Source organism: Ruegeria sp. AE3 (genome assembly GCF_056542225.1).
Window position 1 is genome coordinate 47,069 of the sequence record NZ_JBQFZL010000015.1, and the last position, 24,073, is coordinate 71,141.

Annotated in this window: 18 protein-coding genes; 13 read left to right on the forward strand and 5 right to left on the reverse strand. The window is 54.7% G+C overall.

The window, feature by feature from the left end:
• Positions 1-255: 255 nt before the first annotated feature.
• A complete protein-coding gene (locus ACR0NZ_RS18205; RefSeq protein WP_480495848.1) occupies positions 256-1,017 on the reverse strand; it encodes a DeoR/GlpR family DNA-binding transcription regulator in 762 nt (253 codons plus the stop codon).
• Between the two features lie 146 nt (positions 1,018-1,163).
• Here ACR0NZ_RS18205 and ACR0NZ_RS18210 point away from each other — a divergent pair, with 146 nt between their 5' ends.
• From ACR0NZ_RS18210 to ACR0NZ_RS18265, 12 genes are all read left to right on the forward strand, one after another.
• The gene (locus ACR0NZ_RS18210; protein WP_480520883.1) at positions 1,164-3,587 is read left to right on the forward strand and encodes a GcvT family protein; all 2,424 of its coding nucleotides are present in this window, start codon (positions 1,164-1,166) and stop codon (positions 3,585-3,587) included.
• 15 nt (positions 3,588-3,602) lie between these two features.
• Positions 3,603-4,535 carry a phosphotransferase gene (locus ACR0NZ_RS18215; protein WP_480520885.1) on the forward strand — a complete coding sequence of 311 codons (933 nt, stop codon included), beginning with the start codon at positions 3,603-3,605 and terminating at the stop codon, positions 4,533-4,535.
• A gap of 728 nt (positions 4,536-5,263) precedes the next feature.
• Positions 5,264-5,833, forward strand: a complete 570-nt coding sequence (locus tag ACR0NZ_RS18220) for a helix-turn-helix domain-containing protein (RefSeq protein WP_480520887.1) — start codon at positions 5,264-5,266, stop codon at positions 5,831-5,833.
• Between the two features lie 220 nt (positions 5,834-6,053).
• Positions 6,054-7,640 (forward strand): ABC transporter substrate-binding protein, encoded by a 1,587-nt coding sequence (locus tag ACR0NZ_RS18225; RefSeq protein WP_480520889.1) that lies wholly within the window; start codon positions 6,054-6,056, stop codon positions 7,638-7,640.
• A gap of 54 nt (positions 7,641-7,694) precedes the next feature.
• Positions 7,695-8,636 (forward strand): ABC transporter permease, encoded by a 942-nt coding sequence (locus tag ACR0NZ_RS18230; RefSeq protein WP_480520891.1) that lies wholly within the window; start codon positions 7,695-7,697, stop codon positions 8,634-8,636.
• Entirely contained in the window at positions 8,633-9,499 is an 867-nt protein-coding gene (locus ACR0NZ_RS18235) for an ABC transporter permease (RefSeq protein ID WP_480495838.1), read from the forward strand. The genes ACR0NZ_RS18230 and ACR0NZ_RS18235 overlap by 4 nt, the downstream gene beginning before the upstream one ends.
• 10 nt (positions 9,500-9,509) lie before the next feature.
• Positions 9,510-10,505, forward strand: a complete 996-nt coding sequence (locus tag ACR0NZ_RS18240; protein ID WP_480477679.1) for an ABC transporter ATP-binding protein — start codon at positions 9,510-9,512, stop codon at positions 10,503-10,505.
• Complete coding sequence (locus ACR0NZ_RS18245) at positions 10,502-11,503, forward strand: ABC transporter ATP-binding protein (RefSeq protein ID WP_480520893.1); 1,002 nt, start codon at positions 10,502-10,504, stop codon at positions 11,501-11,503. Before ACR0NZ_RS18240 ends, ACR0NZ_RS18245 begins: the two co-directional genes overlap by 4 nt.
• The gene (locus tag ACR0NZ_RS18250; protein WP_480520895.1) at positions 11,493-13,292 is read left to right on the forward strand and encodes an aminopeptidase P family protein; all 1,800 of its coding nucleotides are present in this window, start codon (positions 11,493-11,495) and stop codon (positions 13,290-13,292) included. Before ACR0NZ_RS18245 ends, ACR0NZ_RS18250 begins: the two co-directional genes overlap by 11 nt.
• Positions 13,293-13,492: 200 nt before the next feature.
• A complete protein-coding gene (locus ACR0NZ_RS18255; RefSeq protein ID WP_480477685.1) occupies positions 13,493-13,984 on the forward strand; it encodes an aminopeptidase P family N-terminal domain-containing protein in 492 nt (163 codons plus the stop codon).
• 15 nt (positions 13,985-13,999) lie between these two features.
• Positions 14,000-14,566, forward strand: a complete 567-nt coding sequence (locus ACR0NZ_RS18260; protein WP_480520897.1) for a M24 family metallopeptidase — start codon at positions 14,000-14,002, stop codon at positions 14,564-14,566.
• A gap of 280 nt (positions 14,567-14,846) precedes the next feature.
• The gene (locus ACR0NZ_RS18265) at positions 14,847-16,826 is read left to right on the forward strand and encodes a bifunctional 2',3'-cyclic-nucleotide 2'-phosphodiesterase/3'-nucleotidase (RefSeq protein WP_480520899.1); all 1,980 of its coding nucleotides are present in this window, start codon (positions 14,847-14,849) and stop codon (positions 16,824-16,826) included.
• 858 nt (positions 16,827-17,684) lie between these two features.
• On the opposite strand, the gene pbfA is transcribed toward ACR0NZ_RS18265, so the two are convergent.
• The 4 genes from pbfA to ACR0NZ_RS18285 all read right to left on the reverse strand — a co-directional run bounded on the left by pbfA (position 17,685) and on the right by ACR0NZ_RS18285 (position 23,061).
• Positions 17,685-19,037: a (R)-1-hydroxy-2-aminoethylphosphonate ammonia-lyase gene (gene pbfA, locus ACR0NZ_RS18270; protein ID WP_480520901.1), complete on the reverse strand. Its 1,353-nt coding sequence runs from the start codon at positions 19,035-19,037 to the stop codon at positions 17,685-17,687.
• 106 nt (positions 19,038-19,143) lie between these two features.
• Positions 19,144-20,607, reverse strand: coding sequence for a phosphonoacetaldehyde dehydrogenase (phnY, locus tag ACR0NZ_RS18275; RefSeq protein WP_480520903.1), 1,464 nt, complete (start codon positions 20,605-20,607; stop codon positions 19,144-19,146).
• 3 nt (positions 20,608-20,610) lie between these two features.
• Positions 20,611-21,855, reverse strand: coding sequence for a phosphonoacetate hydrolase (gene phnA / locus ACR0NZ_RS18280; protein ID WP_480520905.1), 1,245 nt, complete (start codon positions 21,853-21,855; stop codon positions 20,611-20,613).
• 18 nt (positions 21,856-21,873) lie between these two features.
• Positions 21,874-23,061, reverse strand: a complete 1,188-nt coding sequence (locus tag ACR0NZ_RS18285) for a 2-aminoethylphosphonate--pyruvate transaminase (RefSeq protein WP_480484612.1) — start codon at positions 23,059-23,061, stop codon at positions 21,874-21,876.
• Positions 23,062-23,181: 120 nt separating this feature from the next.
• Between ACR0NZ_RS18285 and ACR0NZ_RS18290 the strand changes: the two genes are divergently transcribed.
• Positions 23,182-24,072: a LysR substrate-binding domain-containing protein gene (locus tag ACR0NZ_RS18290; RefSeq protein WP_480520907.1), complete on the forward strand. Its 891-nt coding sequence runs from the start codon at positions 23,182-23,184 to the stop codon at positions 24,070-24,072.
• Position 24,073: the final 1 nt, after the last annotated feature.

A 24,073-nucleotide genomic window follows, 5' to 3' on the forward strand; every position in this document is an offset into this window, starting at 1 on the left:
CATTTGCGGACGAAGACTATGTTGCCAACTTTAAAATACAGTTGGGGAGCATAGGTGATCTGACGTTTGTTCCCATAAAACAGTTCGTTAACAGTTCGCAACTTGATCACATTGAAGCCCTGTCACTTCCCCAAGGATACAGTCTTGCACGCTGTTAACTTATAACCCCGGTACACTCTGTCCAGAACATGACTGAACGCGGCGTGCAGGTGGGCCGCGTCCTTTCTTAGCCGCTCATTCGTCAAAAGCTTGAAACTAATCTGCGGCGATTACTGTCTTTGCCCGACCTATAACGCCTTCAAATTTTGACGTAGGCTTCCGCTCGGTTATCAGGAAGTCACTTGCCGAAAGAGCTGGAAGATGCAAGGCCGGTTTGGGTTCGGATGCCTGGAACTTGGTCGAGTCCACTGCCATGAAACATCGTTCGCTGATCGCCTTCATTGCGACCGCAATATCGACTTCGCATTGTTCGAACACCAAAAAACCCTGTTTCGGATGCACACGCGACGCCGACAGGATCGAGTATTCCACCGACATATTTGCAATAACGTCAAAGGCCGCGCGGTCGAACGCTGCGCCGTCATGATTTCTAAGCTGTGTGCCCGCCATAAATACCCGGTTGCCGTTCCCCATCGCCAGAGTTGTTGCAATGAACGCTGAATTCGTCACCACGGTAAGATCTCTGCGCGCCTTGAGAGCCTGAGCCACAAAACCCGACGTAGATCCTGTATCAATAGCAATGGACGCGTTATCAGGCACAAGGTTCAAAATGGACTTTGCAATGGCGACTTTCGCCGCGCGGTTGGTTGTCATACGCGCGATGAAAGGGGGATCCAGAACCTTTTGGGTGCTGACCAACGCGCCGTGAACCTTGTCGATGTGCCCCGCATCCACCAACGGCTTCACAATTCGACGGATTGTCTGATCGGAAACGTTAAGCCTCTGCGCCAGGTCCATGACCGAGATTCGGCCATGAATGTTAACCGCGCTTAGGATGTCCTTTTCGTATTTCGACATTCAGCCACTCGGATGTTGGATTCTAACAGGATGAATTGTTGATACCTCTTTAAATCAACATATTTCAACACTCTTTTTTAATTTTTGTTGATTTCTGTTGGTCGATACGATGATCTGGCATCAAATTTGTCGACAGGGGCGAGGCCATGACAACCCATTCTGCAAAACACCTTATTATTGGCGGCGGCATCATCGGATGCTCAATCGCCTATCATCTGGCCCGGGCAGGTGAGACGGATGTCGTCCTTCTGGAAAAGGCATCTCTGACAGAGGGGGCAACATGGCACGCTGCCGGGCTGGTTGGGCAACTGCGGTCTTCCCGCAATACGACCCGGATGCTGAAACGATCGGTCGCGCTCTATGACCGGCTGGCCGACGAGACCGGTATGGAGTTCGACTGGAAGAAAGTCGGCAGCTTGCGGCTGGCGGCAACCAAGGAACGGCTGCTGGAGGCAAAACGTCTGGCGACAATGGCACGCAGTTTTGACCTGGAGATGGAAATCATCTCACCAGCCGAAGCGAAAGCCCTGTTTCCCTATATTGATGCCGACGGGTTAGAGGGGGCTGCCTTTATTCCATCGGATGGCCACGTTGACCCCGCTGGCCTGTGTCTGGCGATTGCAGCCGGTGCGCGGAGCCACGGCGCACAGATCAGGCAGGGGGTGAAGGTCAAGGATTTCGAAATCCGCAATGGCCGCATAACCAAAGTGATGACAACCAACGGCGACTATGAGGCGGAAACCGTTGTGCTGGCCTCGGGCATGTGGAGCCGTGAACTGGCCGCAAGACTGGGCGTCGTGGTGCCAGCCTGCGCTGTCGAGCACCAATACGTCGTAACAGAACCGTTGCCAGAGCCGGAATTGGTCAAGGGCCTGCCCACGCTGCGCGACCCTGAGCGTCTGGTCTATTACAAGCCCGATGCTGGCGGGCGTCTGGTCATCGGAGGTTACGAAGACGACACATTGCCATTTGGAGAACGGGGCATTCCCGGAGAGTTCGTGCGCCAGTTGCTACCGGACAATCTTGACCGTTTCGCGCCGCTGGCTGAACTTGCCGGTGTCGTCACGCCTGTCGTGAACCAGGTCGGCATCCGGCAAATCATCAATGGACCAATCCCCTACTCCGCCGATGGTGATTTTGTCATGGGCTGGGCCCCTGAGGTTAAAAACCTGATGCTCTCGACCGGGTTCCTCTACGGTATTGCGGCTGGCGGGGGCGCGGGGGAAATGATCGCGGAATGGATTCTGAACGGGCGTCCAAGCCTGGATCTTTGGCCATTGGACGTGCGGCGGTTCAGCCCACATCATGCGACCAAGGCCTTTATGTATCCCCGAGCCGTCGAACATTACGCGCATCACTACAAGATGCGCTATCCGGGCCAAGAGGCCGAGACCGCACGCAATTTGCGACTGTCTCCGCTATACAACCGATTGAAAGAACACGGGGCGGTCTATGGGTCAAAGAACGGGTGGGAGCGGCCCTTGTGGTTTGCCCCAGCTGGGGTCGCCCCAGTGGATCAACTCGATTTTCTCAATCCCGGTTGGCATGTCTTCGCGGCCGAAGAACACCGCGCTGCGCGCGAAGGTGTCGTTCTGATCGACCAGTCGAGCTTTTCCAAGTTCGAACTGATCGGCTCTGGCGCGTTGGGTGTGTTGCAACACCTAGCGGTCTCAAACATGGACAAGCCGGATGGCAGCGTAATCTATACCCAGCTTTGTAACGACAAAGGCGGCGTCGAGGCGGATGTCACCATCACCCGCCTGAGGCGCGACCATTTCTATATCGTGACCGGCGCCGGATTCGGGGTGCACGATTCCGACTGGATCCGACGCCATCTGCCGCAAGACGGATCGGCACATCTGATCGAGGTTACCTCATCCCGGGCGGTGATCAATATCTGCGGACCAAAAGCGCGTGACGTCCTGCAGGCGGTAACCGAAGAGGATATCTCAAACGCTGCGTTTCCCTTTGCAACAGCGCGCGACATTACGGTCGGAGCAGCAAAAGTGCGTGCGGTGCGCATCGGCTATACCGGCGAATTGGGCTGGGAATTGCACATCCCAACCGAATTTGCACTTCATGTCTATGATCAGCTTTGGAAGGACGGACAGGCCTATGGCATCCGCGACATTGGCTACCGGACCATAGACTCGCTGCGCCTGGAAAAGGGGTATCTTTACTGGAGCACCGATATCACCCCGGACTATTCACCTGTAGAAGCGGGCCTGAGCTCTCGCGTCCACCTGAAATCCAAGGGAAGTTTTTTTGGGCGCGATGTTCTGGAGGGCCAGAAATCCAATGGCGCAGCACAGAAACTCTGTACCTTCGTGACCGAGGAAAAACTGCCGATGACCGGGGGGGAAACCATCCTGCACAATGGCGTAACCGTTTCGCGCGCCAGCAGCGGTGGCTATGGGCACCATGTCGGGAAAACGATCATCTACGGCTATCTTCCGGTGGCGCTGATGGACCAGACGGAATTCGAACTCGAATTGTTCGGAGACCGCAAACAGATCCACCGGGTGGATGGGCCTCTGTACGATCCGACCAATGAGCGGCTAAAAGCCTGAGAGGGAGGGCAGAAAATGACTGACGGAAACACTGATCGTGTCCTGAGTGAACTTCGCAACCTGAAAGGTTTTGAGGAAATCTCAGCACAAGACAGCAAAATCAAACGGCTGGGTGGGTTGACCAATCTGGTCTACAGAGTGGAAACCGGCGGGCACACCATGATCGTTCGTATCCCCGGAGATGGCACTGCGGATTACATCGATCGCGGCGTTGAGATTCACAATGCCAAGGTCGCAGCCGAAGCTGGTATCGGTCCTGCTGTGCTTTGGGCGGATGCAGATACCGGTGTGATGATCAGTGATTGCATTGACGGTATCGTCACCATGACACCCGAACTTTTCGCAACGCGCACCGGAGCGGCCGCACGTGCCGGGCATGCCCTGCGGCAACTACACGAGTCACCCCACCCTTTCGAATTTCGGTTCGAACTTTTTTCGATGATCGATGAATATCTGAAAGTCCTGTCAACAAAGGATATTTCCCTGCCCGAAGGCTATACAAAAATCGTCGCCGAAGCTGCGCCGATCAAACAGCTGCTGCAAGACAGGCCGGGCATGCTGGTTCCCAGCCATTGCGATCCGCTTTGCGAGAACTTTCTCGACAACGGTGACCGTATGTGGATCGTGGATTTCGAATATTCCGGCATGAATGATGCCCTTTGGGACCTCGGCGATTTGTCGGTAGAAGCCGGGCTGACCGAGGTGCAAGAAATCGAGATGCTGACGTCCTATTTCGGCGCGGCACCAACAGCGGCTCAATTCGGGCGAATGGTGATCTACAAGGCGATGTGCGATCTTCTGTGGACACTTTGGGGCTTGATCCAACATGCCGATGATAACCCGGCCGATGATTTCTGGGCCTATGCCACGGGTCGGTTCGACAGGTGCAAGGCACTAATGTTTGATCCTTCTTTCGCAGCGCATGTTCAGGCAGTTGCGACCGAATAAAGCAGATGGATAAGTTGCAATCTTTTGGTGAATGACTGGCATGTGGAAATGAAAGATTGGTTCGGACAAATGGGTTTCGAACAGGTTTCACAATGAGCTCTTTGAGGGGCCGCAACGTCCCAATAACGACGGCTCAATATACTGCGCAATTCCACTTGAGGCACACAGTTTCCTGTCGCAATCGAACAGAGATCATGGCCGAACGCAGTCCGAGAGTTGATCAGGCGACCCTCAACAATCGAGTTGCGTTTTTCACCGTTGGTCTTTGCAAGGGCGCATTCGAAGGAACGCTCAGTGCAGAATTCCTGGCACTTGGCCCTAAGATACTTCAACGTAACGGGCACGCGGCTGTTTCTTCTTCCATTCTGGGATGAAGGCGTCAAATTCACTGATTTTCTTCTGTGCGCGCGGTGAAGTATGTCGGCAGCAACAAGGTCCTTCGTCAGATCCGAGCCAGTCATAGCGGAGAGCTGATTTTGGCTACCTTCCTCCCACGTGATCGCCGAGACTAAGCCTCTCATTCAGAAGTTTGCAGCGACACGAAGGAAGGAACCTAATTTGCTTTTCCGGGTTAAAAAAGCTTTTAGTAGAAACTTAGCCAATGATAACCGTACCGGTTATGAAGTTCGCCTAGGTAAGCGAATCGCTGTTCCCGTCGGTCGCAGGTACAGGATTTGCTGAAACAAGGCCCCTGAGAGCCGTCGAGCTCGACCACTAGAGAAGAAATGATGGATCAGAAAAATCACCCGTCTCAACTAGGGAAAGCAATTCGACGCCGCCGGAAAGCGCTTGGCAAAACACTTGTCGAGGTTGCGGATGAAGCTGGTTTGACCACAGGGTTCATATCACAGGTCGAGCGCGGCATCAGTGCCCCGTCCCTGTCTTCGCTTATGGCAATTGCTGCATCTTTAAAGACCAGCATTGAACAGCTTGTCAGCGTTCCCGAGGAATACATCGAATACGTTCGCAAAGATCGACGTCAAACCTATGCATTGGGAGTCAACGGGCGGTTCTATGAAAAGTTGGGTCCGGGGTTTTCGGGGGCGCTTTTGTATCCGTGCATCGTTCATCGTCCTGCGGGCCACATGTCCGAGAAGATGTGCCACGAAGGCGAGAGCTTTTGCTATCTGATTTCGGGTCAGTTGGAATACCATCTGGGTGACGAAGTCCACATCTTGTCGAGCGGTGACACGATACATCACGACACCTCCAAGCCGCATTATTCGATTGTCCTAGGAGACACTGAAGCAGTTGAATTGTGGGTAAATACAACGCCGATCAATAATTCCTCCAACTAATCAGGTCGGCCGAACCGTTCATCGACAGTTCTCCGAGTTCTATCGCGGGGTCGCACTTGAAAGTGCTGCCCAGAATGCCGTGGCGCATCCTGGGTTTCCAATCAATGCTCCTGTGATCGCAACATGCAATTTACGTCAAACTAAAATTTGTTTTAGCAGTATTGAAATTAATGTATACCGCCTTCATGCGATCGAGAATCGCTTTGGGAGGAACTCATCAATGAAACGTAATTTGATGGCAGCGACTGCCGTCGTGGCTACCGCAATGGCCCTACCTTTGTTCGCACAAGAGCGTGGTGGCATTCTGAATTTCGCCAGATATGACGGATCAAACCTGATTGACCCGATTTATGCGGATCGAAACCCTGACATCTGGATGGTTGGCAGCCTTTTCGACACGCTATTGCGCCCCAGTGAAGATGGAAACTCTGTCGTCCCAGGACTGGCCGAAGAATACAGTATCTCCGATGATGGACAGTCTGTATCGCTTACCTTGCGCAGCGGCGTCTCCTTTTCGGATGGAACGCCTTTGACCGGAGAAGACGTTGTCTTTTCGCTGGATCGCGCCCGCAATCCCGATCTAAGCCCCTGGGCCGGACTTCTGGGATCCATCGACAATGTAAGCGCGGAAGGAAATGTCGTCTCGATCAGTCTGAAAGCGGCTGACCCGACAATCTTCTCAATGCTTGCCACTTTCACAACCGGTATTGTCTCCAAAGCCGTCTTTGAGGCGGCCGAAGGTTCCACTGACCAGGAAAAGTCCGCCGCAATCTTTGCAGCCAAAGGCCCCGGTGTCGGGTCCGGCCCCTTCTATCTGTGTGGATTTGAGCAGGGAACCTCCATGGAGTTCTGTGCCAATAAGAACTACTGGCGCAAAGGGTCCGACGGCAAAGCGCTGCCTTACCTGGACGGCGTGCATTTTGAGATCATACCTGATGACGCAACCCGGATTCTGAAGCTTCAGGCTGGTGAAGTGGATGCCGCTGAATTCATTCCGTTTTCACGTGTGCCGGAGCTTGAAGCAGACCAAGCGATCAACATGAACCTCTATCCGTCAACACGGATCATATATTCGCCGATCAACACGCGTGAAACCCGTGCTGACGGATCGCCTAACCCGTTGTCAGACGCTCGGGTTCGGCAGGCACTAAACTATGCCACCAACAAAGAGGCACTGATCGGGCTTGTGCTGCAAGGCGCTGGCAAGCCAATGACGTCACCACTGATGGCAGCGGCGACCCAGCTTTCCGCAGATCTTGGCCCGTTATATGCCTACGACCTTGACAAGGCCAAAGCTCTGATCGCCGAGGCAGGCGTAGCGCCGGGAACCGAAATCACCTTTACGACTTTGGCTGGCTCTGCTGATGACAGCACCATATTTGCGGCCCTTCAGCAGATGTGGGCTCCGTTGGGGATCAATCTGTCAGTCGAACAGGTGGATGGGCCGACACGTGGCGCCAAGAACCGCTCGGGCGAATTTGACATCCACACCTATGGCTGGGTGAATGACGTAAACGACCCCAGCCAGGTCGTCGGCTGGTTAGGTTATACACCTACAGCCAATGCGGTCGGCACTGGTTGGGAAAACGCGAAATTCAATGCTCTGTTTAAGGCTTCGGCAACAGAAATAGACGCTGAAAAAAGAGCGGCCCAGTATGCTGAAATGCAGGAAATATATGCAGATGCGGCCCCTTTGCTTTTCATGTATGAGACGCCCTTTGCGGTGGCAGTATCGACCAGCGTGGACGGATACATTCAGACACCACTGGGAAATAACGTCTTCGATCAGGCGACCGTCAGCCGCTGATCGCTTAAATGCCGCCGGCAGTACCTGCCGGCGGTACATTTGACGGAGGCCTTGATGGCAACCCTTCAATACACATTCAAACGCTTGTTGTTGATGATCCCCACATTCATCCTCGTGATGATCATCATCTTTGTTCTGGTTCGTCTTCTACCGGGGGATCCGGCCATCGCCATCGCAGGAGACCGGGCTTCGGATGCCGATCTTGCTGCTATCCGCGAGAGGTTGGGACTGAACGAGCCGCTGTTGGTGCAGTTTTGGCTGTTTCTGACAAATACGATGCAAGGCGATTTGGGCCGGTCTATCCTGATGCGCGCACCGGTTACTGAAGTCATCATCAACCGCCTGCCGACCACGGCTTTTCTGACAATCTATGCAGTCCTCATGTCTTTGTTGATTGCAGGACCACTGGCGTTTGTTGCAGCTCTGAACCGCGGACGGTGGCCCGACGCAGTGATCCGCACGGTTTTCCAAGTGGGGTTGTCGATGCCTGTGTTTTACATCGGTCTGATCTTGCTGACTTTTCTTGCCGCCCAACTGCGGTGGTTTCCGGTTGGCGGCTATGGCGACACCTTTATGGACAGGCTGTATCATCTGTTCCTGCCTGCCGTAGCGGTGGCGTTGTACACGTCGGCGATCATCATGCGAAACCTGCGCGCCGCCATCATCGAGGTCCTTGATGCCGAATACGTTCAGTTTGCCCGAGCCAAGGGTTTGCCCGACAGGCTGATCTTGGGGCGCCACGTGTTACGTAACGCACTGATTTCGACCGTTACACTTTTGGGTCTGTCTATCGGCAACCTCATGAGTGGAACGCTGGTTACCGAAACAGTTTTCGCCGTACCCGGTGTCGGACGCTTGATGCTTGAGGCGATTTTCGCGCGCGACTACCCGCTCATCCAGGGATTGACGCTGACATTTGCTGTTCTGGTCTCGGTCGTATTCCTGCTTACGGACCTGTTTCAAAGCTCGTTGGACCCTAGGATGCGTTTGACATGACCGACACTGCCACTTCTCCTGGTGGAGCGGGCGTACCGCCAAAGACGCGCATACCAGCGGCGCTACGAAAACCGGGTTTCATTATAGGCCTTTGCATCATTGGAATGTCGACTTTGCTTGCGATCATGCCAAATGCGTTTGCCCCGTATGATCCCAACTTTATCGATTACACCGCGGTCCGACAGCCGCCAAGCTGGGCCCATCCCTTCGGCACCGACCTGCTGGGGCGCGACAGTCTGAGCCGCGTGATTTCAGCCTATTCGGTAAACATGCAGATGGCAGTCCTTGCCACAGTCTTTGCTCTGATCATCGGCGTCGTGGTTGGCGCGCTTGTCGGCTACTACCGCGGGATCGCTGATATGATCTTCGGGCGTGTCGTGGACGCGATCATCACGTTCCCATTTCTGGTTCTGGTCATTGCGGTCGTCGCCGTACTTGGTCCGGGCTTGGTCAATATGTACATTGCGATAACGGTTGTTGGTTGGGTCTACTATGCCCGGTTAATGCGAGCCGAGATCATTGCGCAGATGGGAAACGACTATGCCGCTGCAGGCATCGTCATGGGATACTCCGACAGGCGCATTATCTTTCGCCACCTTCTGCCGAATGCGATTACGCCGGTTATCGTCTACTGGATGACGGATATGGCGCTGGCAATTCTGCTGGGTTCGTCACTTGGGTATCTGGGTCTTGGCGCACAGCCACCGCAGGCGGAATGGGGCGTCCTGATCGCAGAAGGCCGCAATTTTATCACAACGGCCTGGTGGTTGAGCCTGATGCCCGGGATCGCGATCGTTATCACAGGTCTTGGATTCTCCCTTATTGGCGATGGGTTGGCAGACCTGCTCAGGCCACGCGGGTAAGGAGTTGGCAATGACAGGCAATCAGCAACCTATCCTCGAAGTGAAAAACCTTAGTACAACCTTCTGGAAAGAAGGGACCCCTTTGCCAGCCGTGCGAGACGTGAGTTTTTCCGTTCGACGTGGCGAAGTCCTGGGACTGGTCGGTGAAAGCGGTTCTGGCAAGAGCGTCACTTTGCGCTCGGTTCTGGGGCTATCGCGGCGCTATGGCGAAGTCACAGGAGTTGTGAATTGGCAGGGGCAAAACCTTGTTCCGCTTTCCGAACGAAAACTGAGGCGCATTCGCGGTGGCGAAATTGCGATGATCTTTCAGGAGCCGATGACATCGCTTAACCCATTGTTGACGGTTGGTATGCAACTGACCGAGACGTTGAAGGCGCATACCGACCTCAATCGCGCGGCGCGCCGTGACCGGGCGGTTGAGATGCTGGATCATGTAGGGATTCCATCTGCCGCGTCACGTTTGAACGAATACCCACATCAGTTTTCAGGTGGTATGCGGCAGCGCGTTATGATCGCGATTGCTCTGGCAGCTAACCCGAAACTGTTGCTCGCGGATGAACCAACCACCGCATTGGACGTTACGATTCAGGCGCAGATTCTTGATTTGATCCTGTCCTTGGCCGATGAGCTTCAGATGGGCGTGGTTCTTGTCACGCATGATCTAGGTGTGGTCGCTCAAACCTGTGAATCCTTGGCTGTCATGTATGCCGGACGGGTGGTTGAACAGGGGGCAGTGCGTCAGGTTTTGAATGCACCACGTCACCCTTATACTGTTGGACTGATGCGGTCTGTTCCTCAGAATGTGCCGCCGCGCACACCGCTCTATTCGGTGCCGGGCACGCCTCCGAGCCTCGAGAGATTGCCTGTCGGATGCGCCTTTGCCCCACGGTGCCACAGCACAGTCGACGCGTGCCTGAACGCGCGCCCACCCTTGTCGGCAATATCCGAGGGTCGTCATGTGGCGTGCTTCAATCATGTGCCTGCAGCTCAGGGAGACGTCGCATGACAGATACGGTCATGGAGATAAACGATGTGGGTCTTCAATTTCATTTGTCACGATCGGTTCTTGATCTGATCCGCCAGCGACCCGGGCGGGTTGTCAACGCGCTGAACGGTGTCAGCCTCGAGCTCAAGCGAGGAGAAACACTGGGCGTTGTCGGCGAGTCTGGGTGTGGCAAGTCCACGCTCGCGCGTTGCATCGTTCGGCTTCACCAGCCTCAGACCGGCAGTATCCGTTTCGCAGGAAAAGATATTTTTGACCCGAATTTTCGTAACGAGCGCGACTACAACCGTCGCGTTCAGATGATGTTTCAGGATCCTTATTCGTCCCTGAACCCTCGGATGACGACTGGTCAGATTCTGTCCGAGGCTCTTAGTGTTCACAAGATGCGTCCCGAGAGTGAAATTCCTTCGCGCGTTATGGAACTGTTGGATCTGGTACGCCTGCCACAGGACGCCGCATACAAATTTCCACACGAGTTTTCAGGGGGGCAGAGGCAGCGAATTGCTATCGCACGTGCGCTGGCGGTCGAGCCGGAAGTTTTGATTGCCGACGAACTGGCTTCAGCGCTGGACGTTTCAGTACAGGCACAAGTCGTCAATCTTCTGCTTGAATTGCAGGACAAACTGAACCTTACAATTCTTTTCGTCGCACATGACTTGCGACTAGTACGTCACGTCTCGAACCGGGTGGCCGTAATTTATCTGGGCCGGATTGTGGAGATCGGCGATAGCGAAACCTTGTTCTCCGATCCCTCACATCCCTACTCCCAAGCTCTGCTCAGCGCTGCGCCATCGCTTGATCCGGATGACAAAGGGAACGTCATCCGACTGGAGGGTGAGTTGCCGTCACCAATGAACGTACCGCCCGGATGCCCGTTCCACGTGCGCTGTCGTTTTGCCACAAGTCTTTGTCAACGCGGCGTTCCCGCACTTAGACAATTTGGGGAGTTTGGAGAGGTCGCCTGCCACCACGCGGAAGAGATCAAAGCACATGCTGGATAGGTTTCATTTATGTCCGAGCGAAAGAATTTCGCTGTTCCGCGACCAAATGAGCGTGCAGGACCTGGATGCCTTTGTACTACCACGATTTGATGCCCATCAAGGCGAATACGTCGCACCGCATGACGAACGTCTGGCGTATCTGACCGGGTTCACCGGATCTGCCGGACTTGCCTTTGTAACACCTGAGACCGTCGCCCTTTTTGTCGATGGTCGATACAGCTTGCAGGCTACGCAAGAGTGCAAAGGCGCGTTGTTCTCTCATCATCATCTTCATGGCGAGACGCCCGAAGAGTGGCTGAGAAAAGAGATGCGTACAGGTTGGCGCCTCGGATATGACCCGATGCACATACCCCCGTCGTGGTTTGACCGGTTTGACGCAGCTTGCAAGGATGTGGGCGCAATGATGGTGCCGCAACAAGTCAATCCGGTCGACGCGGTTTGGACAGATCAACCAGCGCCACCCTGTGGTCGTGTGACAGTTTTACCGTCGCAGATTGCCGGGAAAAACTGTGCAGAAAAATGCTCTGATCTGGCGAACTATCTGGTTCAGCGACAGGCCGACTTTGTTGTCGAAACACAACCTGACAATATCGCCTGGTTACTGAACATCCGCGGCGCGGATGTTGGCTATAATCCGGTAGTTAACTCCTTTCTTCTGGCACATCGGGACGGGACGCTGATTTGGTTTGTCGATCCGCAAAAGCTGGATGATTTCGTAGAGAGTGCATTGCCCTCAAATCTTCAGATAGTTCCACAGGTAGAGTTTTTGCCCACGCTCAAGGCCAGATTTCGGCCAAATCAGCTGGTATTGGCTGATCCGGATTTCTCACCTGTCGCCGTAAGACAAACCATCGAAAAAGCCGGTGCGAAACTTGGTTCTGAACGCAGTGTGATTACCCGGACTAAGGCATTGAAAAACACGATCGAACTGGAGGGTCTTCGAACCTGCCATTTCACCGACGGAATCGCGTGGGCAGAATTTGGTGCCTGGCTTGCAGACACGGTTCCCGTTCGCGCCGAAAGTGGTGACCCCCTGACCGAGCGTGAAGCAGAGCAAAAATTGAAGGCGCTGCGCTGCGCACAGCAAGGTTTCCTAGGTGACAGTTTTCATGCGATCTCAGCGGCAGGCGGGAACGCGGCGATGTGCCACTATAGCGCGACCGCGGATCGGAATGATCCTATCCAACCGGATCAAACCTATCTGATGGACAGCGGCGGACAATACGAGACGGGAACGACCGATACCACCCGGTGCTATGCTTTTGGAGCACGGCCTGACGGGTATGATGAGGCATACACGGCAGTCTTCAAGGCCTTCTGTGCCTTGGCCACCTTGCGATTCCCGCCTGGTACCCAAGGGCACCATATCGACGGGATCTGCCGCCGCCCTTTGTGGGATCTCGGGCTGGACTATGACCATGGGACCGGTCACGGCATCGGCCATCGACTGTCAGTGCACGAACACCCGCAGAGAATAGGAAAACCCTATAACCCGATTGATCTGGAACCGGGCATGGTCATGTCGATTGAACCGGGGTTTTACAAGGCCGCCAGCTTCGGCATCCGCATAGAAAACGTCTTTGAGGTCGTCACAGAAGACAACGGTTTCCTTGCCTTCCGCAATATGACGTTTGTGCCAATTCAGACTGACATGTTGATTGTTCAAAACCTGACTATGCCCGAGCGGCACTGGTTAAATCAATATCATCGACAAATCAGACAGATGCTTTCACCGCGATTGAGTGATCCCGCAAAAGGGTGGCTGACAAAAGTGACGACTGCAATCTGAAACACGAAACGAACTTTTGGCCGGGCTGTATGCTGCTGTGCGGCGAAACGAGTGGCGACGTTTCCAACCGTCAGAATACCAAGCCGATAACGGCTCGCGCGTGGAGTAAGAACAATAAGATGTGCCGGGATCGCCGAAGCGGGTGGTTTTGGTCACATTAAGGGTTGGTAAGATTACCAGATTTATCAGAATATCGCCAATTGGCCCGTGAAATCTCTGTCGATGCCGTGGCATTGGTGCCGGGTCCAAATTTCGACCGTGCCATGGGCAAGTCTTTCATGACCAACGAACGCCCCATCGTGGTTGTGATACCCGCTTCAGGAGAACCCGCCGCCATTGTTCCAAATCTGGAACTTGGCTCGTGGGATCAATTAAGGTTCGAAGGAGCGGTATTCGATTGGCGGGATGAGGCCGGTTACAAAGGGGCTTTCGCCGCTTTGGCGGACCACCTGAGCATCATGTCCCTTACAGTTGATGGACAGGTCATGCGTGTTTTTATCTCTGATGCACTGACCGAAGCTATGCCTGGGTTAAAGATAATTGATGCAGAGCACCAAGTCTCGAAACTGCGCCTGATCAAGTCCAGCAAGGATGTGGCCTCCCTGCAAGCTGCGATCACCATCTCGGAACGTGCGCTTGAGCAGGTTATCGGGACTGTACGTGCAGGCCAGACCGAGAAACAGATCGAATAGGCTTTGATCCAGGCAATGTTTGCCGAAGGCGCCGATTCACAGGCCTTCACACCGATTGTGGTCGCAGCCGACAACTCGACCCGACCGCGCGGGAAAGCGCGTATGGATTATCGGCTTCAAACTGGCGATGCGCTACTCTTTGACTTTGGCGCGCGCAAGGATGGACTTGTCTTGGATATTACGCGAACCTTTTTCGTTGGCGAAGTTTCAGATGAGGGCAAGGCCGTCTACGAAACTGTATTGCGAGCAAACCAGATGGGTCTGAACGTGTGTCGCCCCGGTGTGACCGCCCATGATATCGATGATGCAGTCATCGGCGTTCTTGAAGCATCCCCTTTCGCCAATCGCATACGCACCAAGACAGGCCATGGTTTGGGTCGGGATTTGCACGAGGCTCCTTATATCATGCGCGGAAACAACCAGGTAATGCGCGCAGGCATGGTCTGGACCAACGAACCGGGTCTGTATGACCTGGGCAGTTTTGGTGTCCGTATTGAAGATGACGTCCTGGTCACAGAAGACGGGTGCCAATCACTGACCAGCTTCCCGAAAGAGCTTGTTGTCCTGGGGGCAGTACGTTGATAACCGGGCCGTCCCAGCCACACGGTTGGCGGTCAGTGGACGGATGCCAACATGATGCGAGCTGGATATGTCGCAAAGCACTGATTGCGAGGCATTGTCTTGGCAATCGCAGGGCACGGGTTCCCCTTTTGCCATGTCTTATCAAGTACAGGAAGTTGGGCTATTGTACCTAGCATTGCGCCTACACATGACGCGTCTAAAGCGCTGGCACCCCGTTTCATATGGTTGTTGTGAGTTACAGGCAAAAAGACGCGTTGACCACAAACCTGAAAGGTGACCTATGTCTTTCTCCAGCCGTTCTACAATTTCGCGACGCCGTTTCCTTGCCACGACAACCGCTGGTGCAGCGGCAATTACCCTGCACCCGTTTTCGGTGGCAGCGGCCAGTAATCAGGCGCATCTGCGCATCATGGAAACCACCGACATCCATGTTCATGTGTTCCCTTATGATTATTATTCGGACAAACCCCGCGATACAGTAGGCCTGTCCCGCACAGCGTCGATCATCAACGAAATCCGGTCTGAGGCGACAAACTCGCTCTTGGTGGATAACGGCGATTTCCTGCAGGGCAATCCGATGGGCGACTACATCGCTTACGAGCGCGGCATGAAGGACGGCGACAGCCATCCCATCATCACGGCCTTCAATACGGTCGGGTATGATGCCGCGACGCTGGGCAATCACGAGTTCAACTACGGTCTGGAGTTCTTGGACAAGGCTTTGGCCGGTGCCGAGTTCCCTGTTGTTCTGGCCAATGTCGCCAAGGAAAAAGGTACGAACCCGCGTGACGACAAGACCCTAGTACAGGCTTATGCCATTCTCGACCGTGAAATCGCGATGGGCGACGGCACCAAGCATCCGATCAGGATCGGTGTCATCGGCTTTACCCCGCCACAAATCGTGAACTGGGACCGCAGGCATCTGGAGGGCAATGTCCAGGCCCGCGATATTGTCGAGACTGCTCAGGCCTATGTGCCCGAGATGAAGGAACAGGGATGTGACTTGATCATCGCCCTGTCGCATTCGGGGATCGGGGGTGCCGATTATGAGGACGGCATGGAAAACGCATCCGTGGTTCTGGCAGGTGTCGACGGGATCGACGCGCTGGTCACCGGCCACAATCACCTGGTTTTCCCGTCACCGACATTTGCTGACCGCCCAGGGATCGATGTAGAAAAAGGCACGCTGATGGGCAAACCTGCCGTCATGGGCGGTTTCTGGGGGTCGCATCTTGGCCTACTAGACCTACTTTTGGAACGGGACGGCAAGGAATGGCGCGTCGTTACCACGACGTCAGAGGCGCGACCGATTTCCAAACGCAACGAAGACCGCTCGATCACCGCTCTGGTCGAAGATGATCAGAAGGTTCTGGAGTCGGTTGCGAAAGCTCATGACGAAACGCTGGCCTATGTTCGGCGCGCGGTCGGCAAAACCTCGGCCCCGCTGCACAGCTATTTTGCGTTGGTCGCGGATGATCCGTCTGTGCAGATCGTCTCGATCGCGCAGAAATGGTATGTCGAAGACATGCTGAAAGGTACCGAGCATGAAGGGTTGCCGATCCTGTCTGCGGCGGCACCGTTCAAAGCCGGAGGCCGAGGCGGTCCAGAGTATTACACCGATGTCCCGGTCGGGGACGTTGCCATCAAGAACGTGGCCGATCTGTATCTCTATCCGAATACGGTCCGTGCGGTTCGCGTGAACGGGGCGCAGGTGCGTGGCTGGTTGGAACGCTCGGCCGGTATGTTCAATCAGGTCGAAGCTGGATCCAAGGATGCGATCCTTCTGAACCCCGAGTTCCCGTCGTACAATTTCGACGTGATGGACGGCGTGACCTATCAGATCGACCTGTCGCAACCGTCGCGCTTTGGGCCAAAGGGCGAAGAGGTAAACCCCGACGCAGCACGGATCGTGAACCTTGCCTTCAATGGCGCGCCTGTTACGGATGATATGGAGTTCATCATTGCCACCAACAATTACCGTGCATCCGGTGGTGGCGCGTTCCCGGGCGCAATGGGCGACACAATCGTGTTCGAAGCACCGGACACCAACCGCGACGTCATTGTGCGCTACATTGTCGAACAGGGCACAATCGATCCCAAAGCGGATGCCAACTGGTCGTTTTCGCCGCTGGCGGACACCACGGTGTTGTTCGAGACCGGTCCAAAAGCCCGTGACTATATGGGCGATGTCAAAGGAGTGGCAATCGAGGACGCCGGGGAAGGTGCAGACGGTTTCGCAGCCTTCCGCATCAAGCTCTGATCCGACCAATTTGTCACAACGATAACCTGACCCGCCACCTTGCTATCTCGGTGGCGGGTTTGCGCTGAACACCCGTACAATTCAAAGCCATCTGTCCCGGCGGCGGAAGATGCTACATTTTCAATCGGCGTTCCCGACATGCGTCGAGAGGGTGGGCCATAGAACTCAGCGAACCGTTGGAAGCCAGTTGAGCTTCTGCGCTCCCAGCCCTGCCAAAGAAGCTGAACGGGTGACCCAGTCCCCTGAAATCAGACTATCTCGGTGTTGATCATCCACCCTTGCAAGGATGAATCATGACACACAGAAGTAATGCCGATTAGACCTTAGATCTGATCAGTATTTGCGAGGATGGAAAAAGAGAATAACCGCCTGAAACGGATGAAGGCATGGGCAAGTTGGTGAAATCTGTATTCAAGGATATCGCGGCAAAGGGAGTTTGAATACCCTATGGCAGGTAAAAAGTAGTCGCCTGCTGAACTGAATCTTTTTTTCCACCATTTGGCAAAGACGACGGGCTGCGATCTGTGGAGCACAGCGACAACAGGTCTTTCAGCTTCTGAATTACATTCGATACCATGAAAGACCCCGCTCTGTTGATATTGAGTTCCTGTAATCCCGTCAGTTTATTCAGTCTCATTTGTACTAGAGGCCGAATTGAAGATTTTGCCTTTCCCGTCACTTTCGTCAGCGCTTGAAGCCTGAGTGCAGTTGGATACTACAACGCCTTCGGCTAGATCCAAATTTTATTGTACGCCGTGCGCCATCGAACTCGTTGTCTTACGTCGCATTTTGGGGTCTTCGTCGCTGTCCCGGCTAGCCTCTTTTTCCCAACTGCCAAATTTTGACTGATCCGACGTGTCAACTCTCGGCCTTGATCGCAGCAACCACAATGTCGATTGCGTGGTCCAGATCCGATTGCGAGATGGTCAGCGGCGGCGACAATGTCAGAACGCATCCCTGACTGATCTTATAGCTCAAACCGGCCTCCAGACAGGCATAGTAAATCCGTTCGGCACGCGCATTACCCGGCGTTTTGTCGGCGCGATCATCGACGATTTCGACCCCGAACATCAAACCCCGTCCCCGAATGTCTCCGACGGTAGGTACGTTCTGAAGTTCGTCCATAAGACGGCCAATTGCGTGCTCACCCAACGTGGCCGATCGATGAACCAACCCCTCATCTTCGATGATTTGAAGCGTTGTCAAAGCGGCCCGCGCGGTAACCGGGTTCTTTTCGTGTGTGTAATGACCAATGGCAAAATCTCCGCAGACATCCAATTGTTTGCGGGCAACACAAGCGGCAATGGGCAGGATGCCCCCGCCAAGCGCTTTTCCAAGCGTCACAATGTCGGGGACGATCTCGTCATGTTCAAAGGCAAACATCCTGCCGGTTTTGCCAAGGCCTGTCGGGATTTCATCCATGATCAAAAGCGCGCCGTGACGATTGCACGCCTCGCGCACGGATTTCCAAAACCCCGGCGGTGGTACATAGGGCACCGCACGCATCGGTTCGGCTATGACCGCCGCCACATCTCCTTCACGCTCCAGAACATATTCGACCATTTTCGCGCAGGCCAACCCGCAGGTTTCCGGTCCCGTGTGATTGTATGGGCAACGGTAGCAGGCGAAAGGCGCGACGTGTTCAGTGCCCGACAAGAGGGGGCCCGCGATATGACTGCGGAACGTCGCCTCGCCACCGACGCTTGCGGCGCCAAAGCCCGCGCCATGGAAGGCATCCCAGAAGCTGATCGTTTTGAACCGACCGGTAGCGGCGCGCGCGATCTTGAGAGCAACCTCGTTGGCGTCAGAGCCGCCTGTGGTAAAGAGCATTTTCCCCAGATCGCCAGGTACGATATCTGCCAGTTTTTCCGCCAAATCCACTGCCGGATCATTGGTAAAGCGGCGGGGCGCGAAAGGAAGATCGTCAAGCTGCGCCTTGATTGTGGCAACCAGACGCGGGTGCCCGTAGCCTATGTGGTGCACCGAGTTTCCATGGAAGTCCATGTACCGGCGACCCTCCATATCCTCGATCCAGATCCCCTCGGCCTTTGCAATGGTGCTGACGCAGGGTGATGACAGAGATTGATGCAGGAATACATCCGCATCGCGTTTGAGCAGAGGTGTCGACTTTGGTCCCATGGACTTTCTCAACCACGCCTTGCGCGCCTCGGATGTGTTTGATTCCCCTTCCGTGTGGACAATCTGTGGCATGTCCGCTCCTCGTTTCTGTCATCAAAAGATGCGGGCCCCTAAAGGCCCGCCAGTATCAGGGAGGATATGAGGCGCCCTTCCCGTCTGTGGGGAAAGGACGCAAGGTTTAGTTGGGCCAGGGCAGCGAATAGGTTTTGACGTTGGTGAAAAACTTCATCGCCTCGATAACACCCTCCTTCACGCCGTTTCCGCTGTCCTTGATGCCGCCAAAGGGTGACATTTCAATGCGGTAACCCGGTTGTTCCCAGATGTTGCAGGTGCCGACATTCAATCCGTTGATAAAGGCGATGGCCCTGTTCAGGTCATTGGTGCAGACCCCAGAAGACAGGCCGAACTCGGTCGAATTTGAGATCGCCATCACCTCTTCGTCGTTGTCCGGCACGCGCACGATCGGCACGATAGGACCGAAAGTTTCTTCCATCACCAGCTCGCTGTCATGGGGAACCTTGTCGACGACGATAGGCGGCAGCAATGCGCCCTGACGGCCCGGGTGATACAGGATTTCTGCACCCTCTTTTTCAGCCTGAAGAACGCGGTTTTCGAATATCTCCGCGGCTTTGTCGTGGATCACGCACCCCAGCTCGGTTTCAGGGTCTTGCGGATCGCCAAATTTGATCTTCTTGGCCTTCTCCAGAACCAGCGGTACAAACTTGTCGGCCACACTTTCCTGCACGAGGATGCGCTTGACCGCCGTGCACCGCTGACCGGAGTTTCCGGTCGCACCCGCCACTGCGATTGTTGCGGCTTTGTCCAAATCCGCATCGCTGAGGTCATTCAGAACGATCAGAGGATCATTGCCCCCAAGTTCCAGCGCCTGACGCTTGTAGACGCCTTTTTCAGCGATCAACTTGCCCACCGGCACACCCCCGGTGAAGGTGATAATATCGATATGTTCATTGGTGATCATCTCATCGCCAATGTCAGCCGGCCAGCCGGTCACCACCTGGAACATCTCGTGCGGCAGGCCTGCCTCGTAAAGTATGTCGGCCAATGTCAGCGCGGTCAGCGGCGTCAGTTCCGTGGGTTTACAAACCATACAATTGTTGGTTGCAATAGATGGCGCGATTTTGTGGCTTACCATATTCAAAGGGTGATTGAACGGGGTGATCGCACTGATTGCTTTCACCGGCTCTCGGGTGGTGAAAATCTTGCGGGCTTTGCCATTGTGGGTCAGATCGCAAGAAAAGATCTCGCCATCGTCTTTTAACGCCTCAGCCGCCGCAAACTGATAAACATCCTGTGCACGTTTGGTTTCGTAGATCGCATGCTGGTGGCAGATGCCCAGCTCTAACGTCAGCCATTTCGCAAGATAATCACGTTTTTCACCGATCAGCTCGCCTGCGCGCTGCAAAATCTGGCTGCGCTCGTACCGGGTAAGTTTGGGTTTGTAATTCGCCGCAATTTCGAAAGCCCTGCGTGCGTGTTCTGAGGTGCCAGCGGGAACATGGCCCACGACCTCGTTGGTGTACGGGTAGAGGACGGGAATGGTTTCATCGGTAAAGACGATTTCGCCACCGATCCGCATTCCTTCGTTACGAACTTCGATTTTCGACATGGTCTGGTCTTTCATGGCTTACTGTGCCGCCGCTGTAGTTGCGTAGAAAAAGGCATCAAAGTTGCGCAGCACGGGTTGGTTTGGCAGGTCGATGACACGATTCACGATGAAGGGAACTTCTTGTTCCGTCAAACCACCATGGCTGCGCAGGGGCTCTTTGAGCGCTGCCAGATCATGGCGATGCTCGGACGTTCCGATGCAAATGTTTTCGCCAGAAACCATTACAATGTCGCCAATCCGGTCACCGGGCAATTCGAACCGTTCAATGGCCTGAGCCTTGGTCAGCACATGGGTGATCCCATCGGTCGCCTTGAGTTTGGCAATGATGTCGCTCTGATCCGCGCCATCCGGCAGATATGCGGTCGCGAACGAGCCCAGTGCACCATGATGGACGACATACGGGTCAGTGATCGGAAGGATGACCCGCGCCGCATCCTCGCCCAGCCATTCGTCCATCAGGTCCTGCACATAGACGACCGAAGGGGATCCATCTGCCAAGTGCTTTGGCTTCATGCCGTGATCAGCCGTCACCACGATGGCGGCCCCCAATGCGTCCAATTCGCCCAGATAGCGGTCGAACATGGCGTAGAAATCCAGTGCGCCCTTTTGATCGGGTGCAAACTTGTGCTGGATATAGTCGGTGGTCGACAAATACATGACGTCGGGCTTGAACTCTTTCAGCAGCTTGACGCCAGCAGCAAAAACGAACTCGGACAGTTCGGCCGAGTAAACCTCGGGCACGTCCATGCCCAACCACTTGCTGGCATTGTCGATGCCGTGTTCCTCAAGCGTCGTTTCGCCCGAACGCTCAGAAGAGAATGCAACCGCCCTGCCCTCGTCAAACTTCAGCCCGGCACCAAGCAGCGCGCGAAGCTTGTCCTTGGCGGTTACCATCGCCACGCGGAAACCTGCATCATAGAACTGCGAGAAGATGGTCGGCGCACGCAGGAAGCGGACGTCGTTCATCATCACCTCTTCACCAGTATCGGGATCGATAAGGTAGTTGCCGCAGATTCCATGCACGATCGGCGGGCGCCCGGTGGCAATCGAAAGATTGTTGGGGTTGGTGAACGACGGGATAACAGAATGCGCCAGACGGTCCGTACCTTCCTCCCGCATCCGTTTGAGGTTGGGCATCAGCCCTTTCGCAATCGCCACGTCGAGGTATTCAGGTTCACATCCATCAAGGCAGATGGCAATTGCGGGCACTTTGGGCGTCGGGTAGACGCGCTCATTTGCTTCGACAGGGGTTTGAATGGTCATCTGTGTTTTCCTTGATTTTTATGCGGCCAACTTGGCGCGTTCTTCCAGTGCCCGGAGAGGAGGCGCAGCGCTTGTCACGCCCATTTCTTCCAGAGATTCTTTTGCAGCGATCACAACTTTACGCATGACATCTTCGTCCATCTGGCCGATGCAACCGACGCGGAAACTGTCGACGACAGTCAGTTTGCCCGGGTAGATAATGAACCCTTTTTCCTTCATCCGGTTGTAGAACTGATCGAAAACGAAATTCTCATCAGCCGGGCAGAAGAAGGTGACGATGATCGGGCTCAGCCAACGATTATCCAGCAGCGTCTCGAAACCCAGTTCCCGCATGCCCGCGACCATGACGTCCCGGTTGCGGGTATAGCGGGCGCCGCGACCTGCAACACCGCCTTCGGCAGTGTGCGCCCGAAGTGCCTCGATGAAGGCCGCAACCACATGCGTCGGCGGGGTAAACCGCCACTGTCCCGTTTTGTTCATATGCGCCCACTGCGCATACACATCCAGAGACAGCGAATGACTGTTGCCTTTTGCGGCTTCCAGCTCGGTCTTGCGCGCCACGATGAACCCGAAACCCGGAACGCCCTCGATGCATTTGTTCGCCGAAGACACCATGGCCTCGTAACGGATTTCAGTGGGTTTGAGCTCAATCGCTCCAAAGGCGGACATCGAGTCAATCAAGAGCTTGCGCCCGGCGGCATATGTGACCTCCGAAATCTCTTCGACCGGGTTCAGGATGCCCGAGCTGGTTTCGCAGTGAATGGCGACGACATGCGTGATGTCCGGGTCATCCGCGAGAATGCGCGCAACCTCATCACCCCTCGGCGGCAGGTAATCGCCTTTGTCCAACACAACATGATCACGACCCAGGTACTGCAACGTTTGTGCTGAACGCTGCCCGTAGGCACCATTTGCCAATACCAACGCCTTTCCGTCTCGCGGAATAAAGGATGCCAGCATCGCCTCGACGGAAAACGATCCGCTGCCTTGCATCGGTACGCAATCGAACGCGTCGGCACCCTCGCCAAGCAGGTTCAGCAGGCTTGACCGCACCTCCCGCGTCATGGCGCGGAAATCATCGTCCCAGCTACCCCAATCGCGCAGCATGGCCTCTTTGACCGCATAGGAGGTTGTCAAAGGACCGGGGGTCAAAAGGTAGGGTTCGCCGAGGCGCGGTTGCTCTAATTTTGGTTTAGATGGCGTCATTACCAGGCTCCAGAACAGCGTTTTCAGGAACACAATTGCAGCAACGCTTGCTATATGTGAAATTGCAATTATCAATCTAATCATAGGCGCAGCCTATGCATACATCTTCAGGGAACTGTAATGCGACACAGCCAGTTGAAAGCCTTTCATTACGTGGCCAAACATGGGGGATTTTCCCGTGCGGCAGAGGCTTTGTATCTGACCCAGCCAGCGATTTCAGAGCAGGTCCGAAAACTGGAACAGGATCACGACCTGTTGTTGTTCCAGCGTGAGCGAAAACGCGTGAACCTAACGCCCGAAGGCGAACAGCTTTACCGATTCACCAAACAGTATTTCGAGATCGAAGATCAGATTGAGGATTACCTCTCTGAAACCAAAGCCGCGATCGATGGAGAATTAAGGATCATTGCCGATTCGGCGCATCACATGACATCTTTTCTGGCGCCGTTCCAAAAGAAATACCCTAAAATCACGATCACTGTGCGATCCGGCAACACCGAAGAAATCCTGGAAGAGCTTCGGTCTTACAATGCAGAGATCGGTGTTGTTGGCAGCCTGTCTCCTGGCAAGGACATGGACGTATTGAATTTGGGGTCCACTGAAATCGTGGCCTTTGCTGGCCAGGGCGTGCTTTTGGCATCAAAACCCACCCTGACCCTGAAGGAGCTGGCCGAGTTGCCCCTGATTTTCAGAGAGCACGGGTCAAAAACACGCGAGAAACTGGAAGAAGCAGCCGAGAAACAAGGTATCAGGTTAAACCCGGCGATTGTAGCTGAAGGCCGAGAAGCCGTTCGCGAACTTGTTGCCTCGGGTGCAGGTATCGGTTTTGTATCTCAGGCGGAATATGGGCACGATGATCGACTGCGGCAAATCAAATTGAAGGGTGTGAAATTGCAAATGGGTGAAAGCATGATCTCACTTTCCCAGCGTCGCGATGTCAAGATCATACGGGCGTTTATGGACTTTGCGGAGCGGGTTCTTGGGGAGAAGGAAACCGCCGGAGATATGTGAC

Bases quoted from the DNA above. Each gene is read 5' to 3' on its own strand.
- ACR0NZ_RS18205 (WP_480495848.1), bottom strand. From the start codon at position 1,017: ATGTCGAAATACGAAAAGGACATCCTAAGCGCGGTTAACATTCATGGC.
- ACR0NZ_RS18210 (WP_480520883.1), top strand. From the start codon at position 1,164: ATGACAACCCATTCTGCAAAACACCTTATTATTGGCGGCGGCATCATC.
- ACR0NZ_RS18215 (WP_480520885.1), top strand. From the start codon at position 3,603: ATGACTGACGGAAACACTGATCGTGTCCTGAGTGAACTTCGCAACCTG.
- ACR0NZ_RS18220 (WP_480520887.1), top strand. From the start codon at position 5,264: ATGGATCAGAAAAATCACCCGTCTCAACTAGGGAAAGCAATTCGACGC.
- ACR0NZ_RS18225 (WP_480520889.1), top strand. From the start codon at position 6,054: ATGAAACGTAATTTGATGGCAGCGACTGCCGTCGTGGCTACCGCAATG.
- ACR0NZ_RS18230 (WP_480520891.1), top strand. From the start codon at position 7,695: ATGGCAACCCTTCAATACACATTCAAACGCTTGTTGTTGATGATCCCC.
- ACR0NZ_RS18235 (WP_480495838.1), top strand. From the start codon at position 8,633: ATGACCGACACTGCCACTTCTCCTGGTGGAGCGGGCGTACCGCCAAAG.
- ACR0NZ_RS18240 (WP_480477679.1), top strand. From the start codon at position 9,510: ATGACAGGCAATCAGCAACCTATCCTCGAAGTGAAAAACCTTAGTACA.
- ACR0NZ_RS18245 (WP_480520893.1), top strand. From the start codon at position 10,502: ATGACAGATACGGTCATGGAGATAAACGATGTGGGTCTTCAATTTCAT.
- ACR0NZ_RS18250 (WP_480520895.1), top strand. From the start codon at position 11,493: ATGCTGGATAGGTTTCATTTATGTCCGAGCGAAAGAATTTCGCTGTTC.
- ACR0NZ_RS18260 (WP_480520897.1), top strand. From the start codon at position 14,000: ATGTTTGCCGAAGGCGCCGATTCACAGGCCTTCACACCGATTGTGGTC.
- ACR0NZ_RS18265 (WP_480520899.1), top strand. From the start codon at position 14,847: ATGTCTTTCTCCAGCCGTTCTACAATTTCGCGACGCCGTTTCCTTGCC.
- pbfA (WP_480520901.1), bottom strand. From the start codon at position 19,037: ATGCCACAGATTGTCCACACGGAAGGGGAATCAAACACATCCGAGGCG.
- phnY (WP_480520903.1), bottom strand. From the start codon at position 20,607: ATGAAAGACCAGACCATGTCGAAAATCGAAGTTCGTAACGAAGGAATG.
- phnA (WP_480520905.1), bottom strand. From the start codon at position 21,855: ATGACCATTCAAACCCCTGTCGAAGCAAATGAGCGCGTCTACCCGACG.
- ACR0NZ_RS18285 (WP_480484612.1), bottom strand. From the start codon at position 23,061: ATGACGCCATCTAAACCAAAATTAGAGCAACCGCGCCTCGGCGAACCC.
- ACR0NZ_RS18290 (WP_480520907.1), top strand. From the start codon at position 23,182: ATGCGACACAGCCAGTTGAAAGCCTTTCATTACGTGGCCAAACATGGG.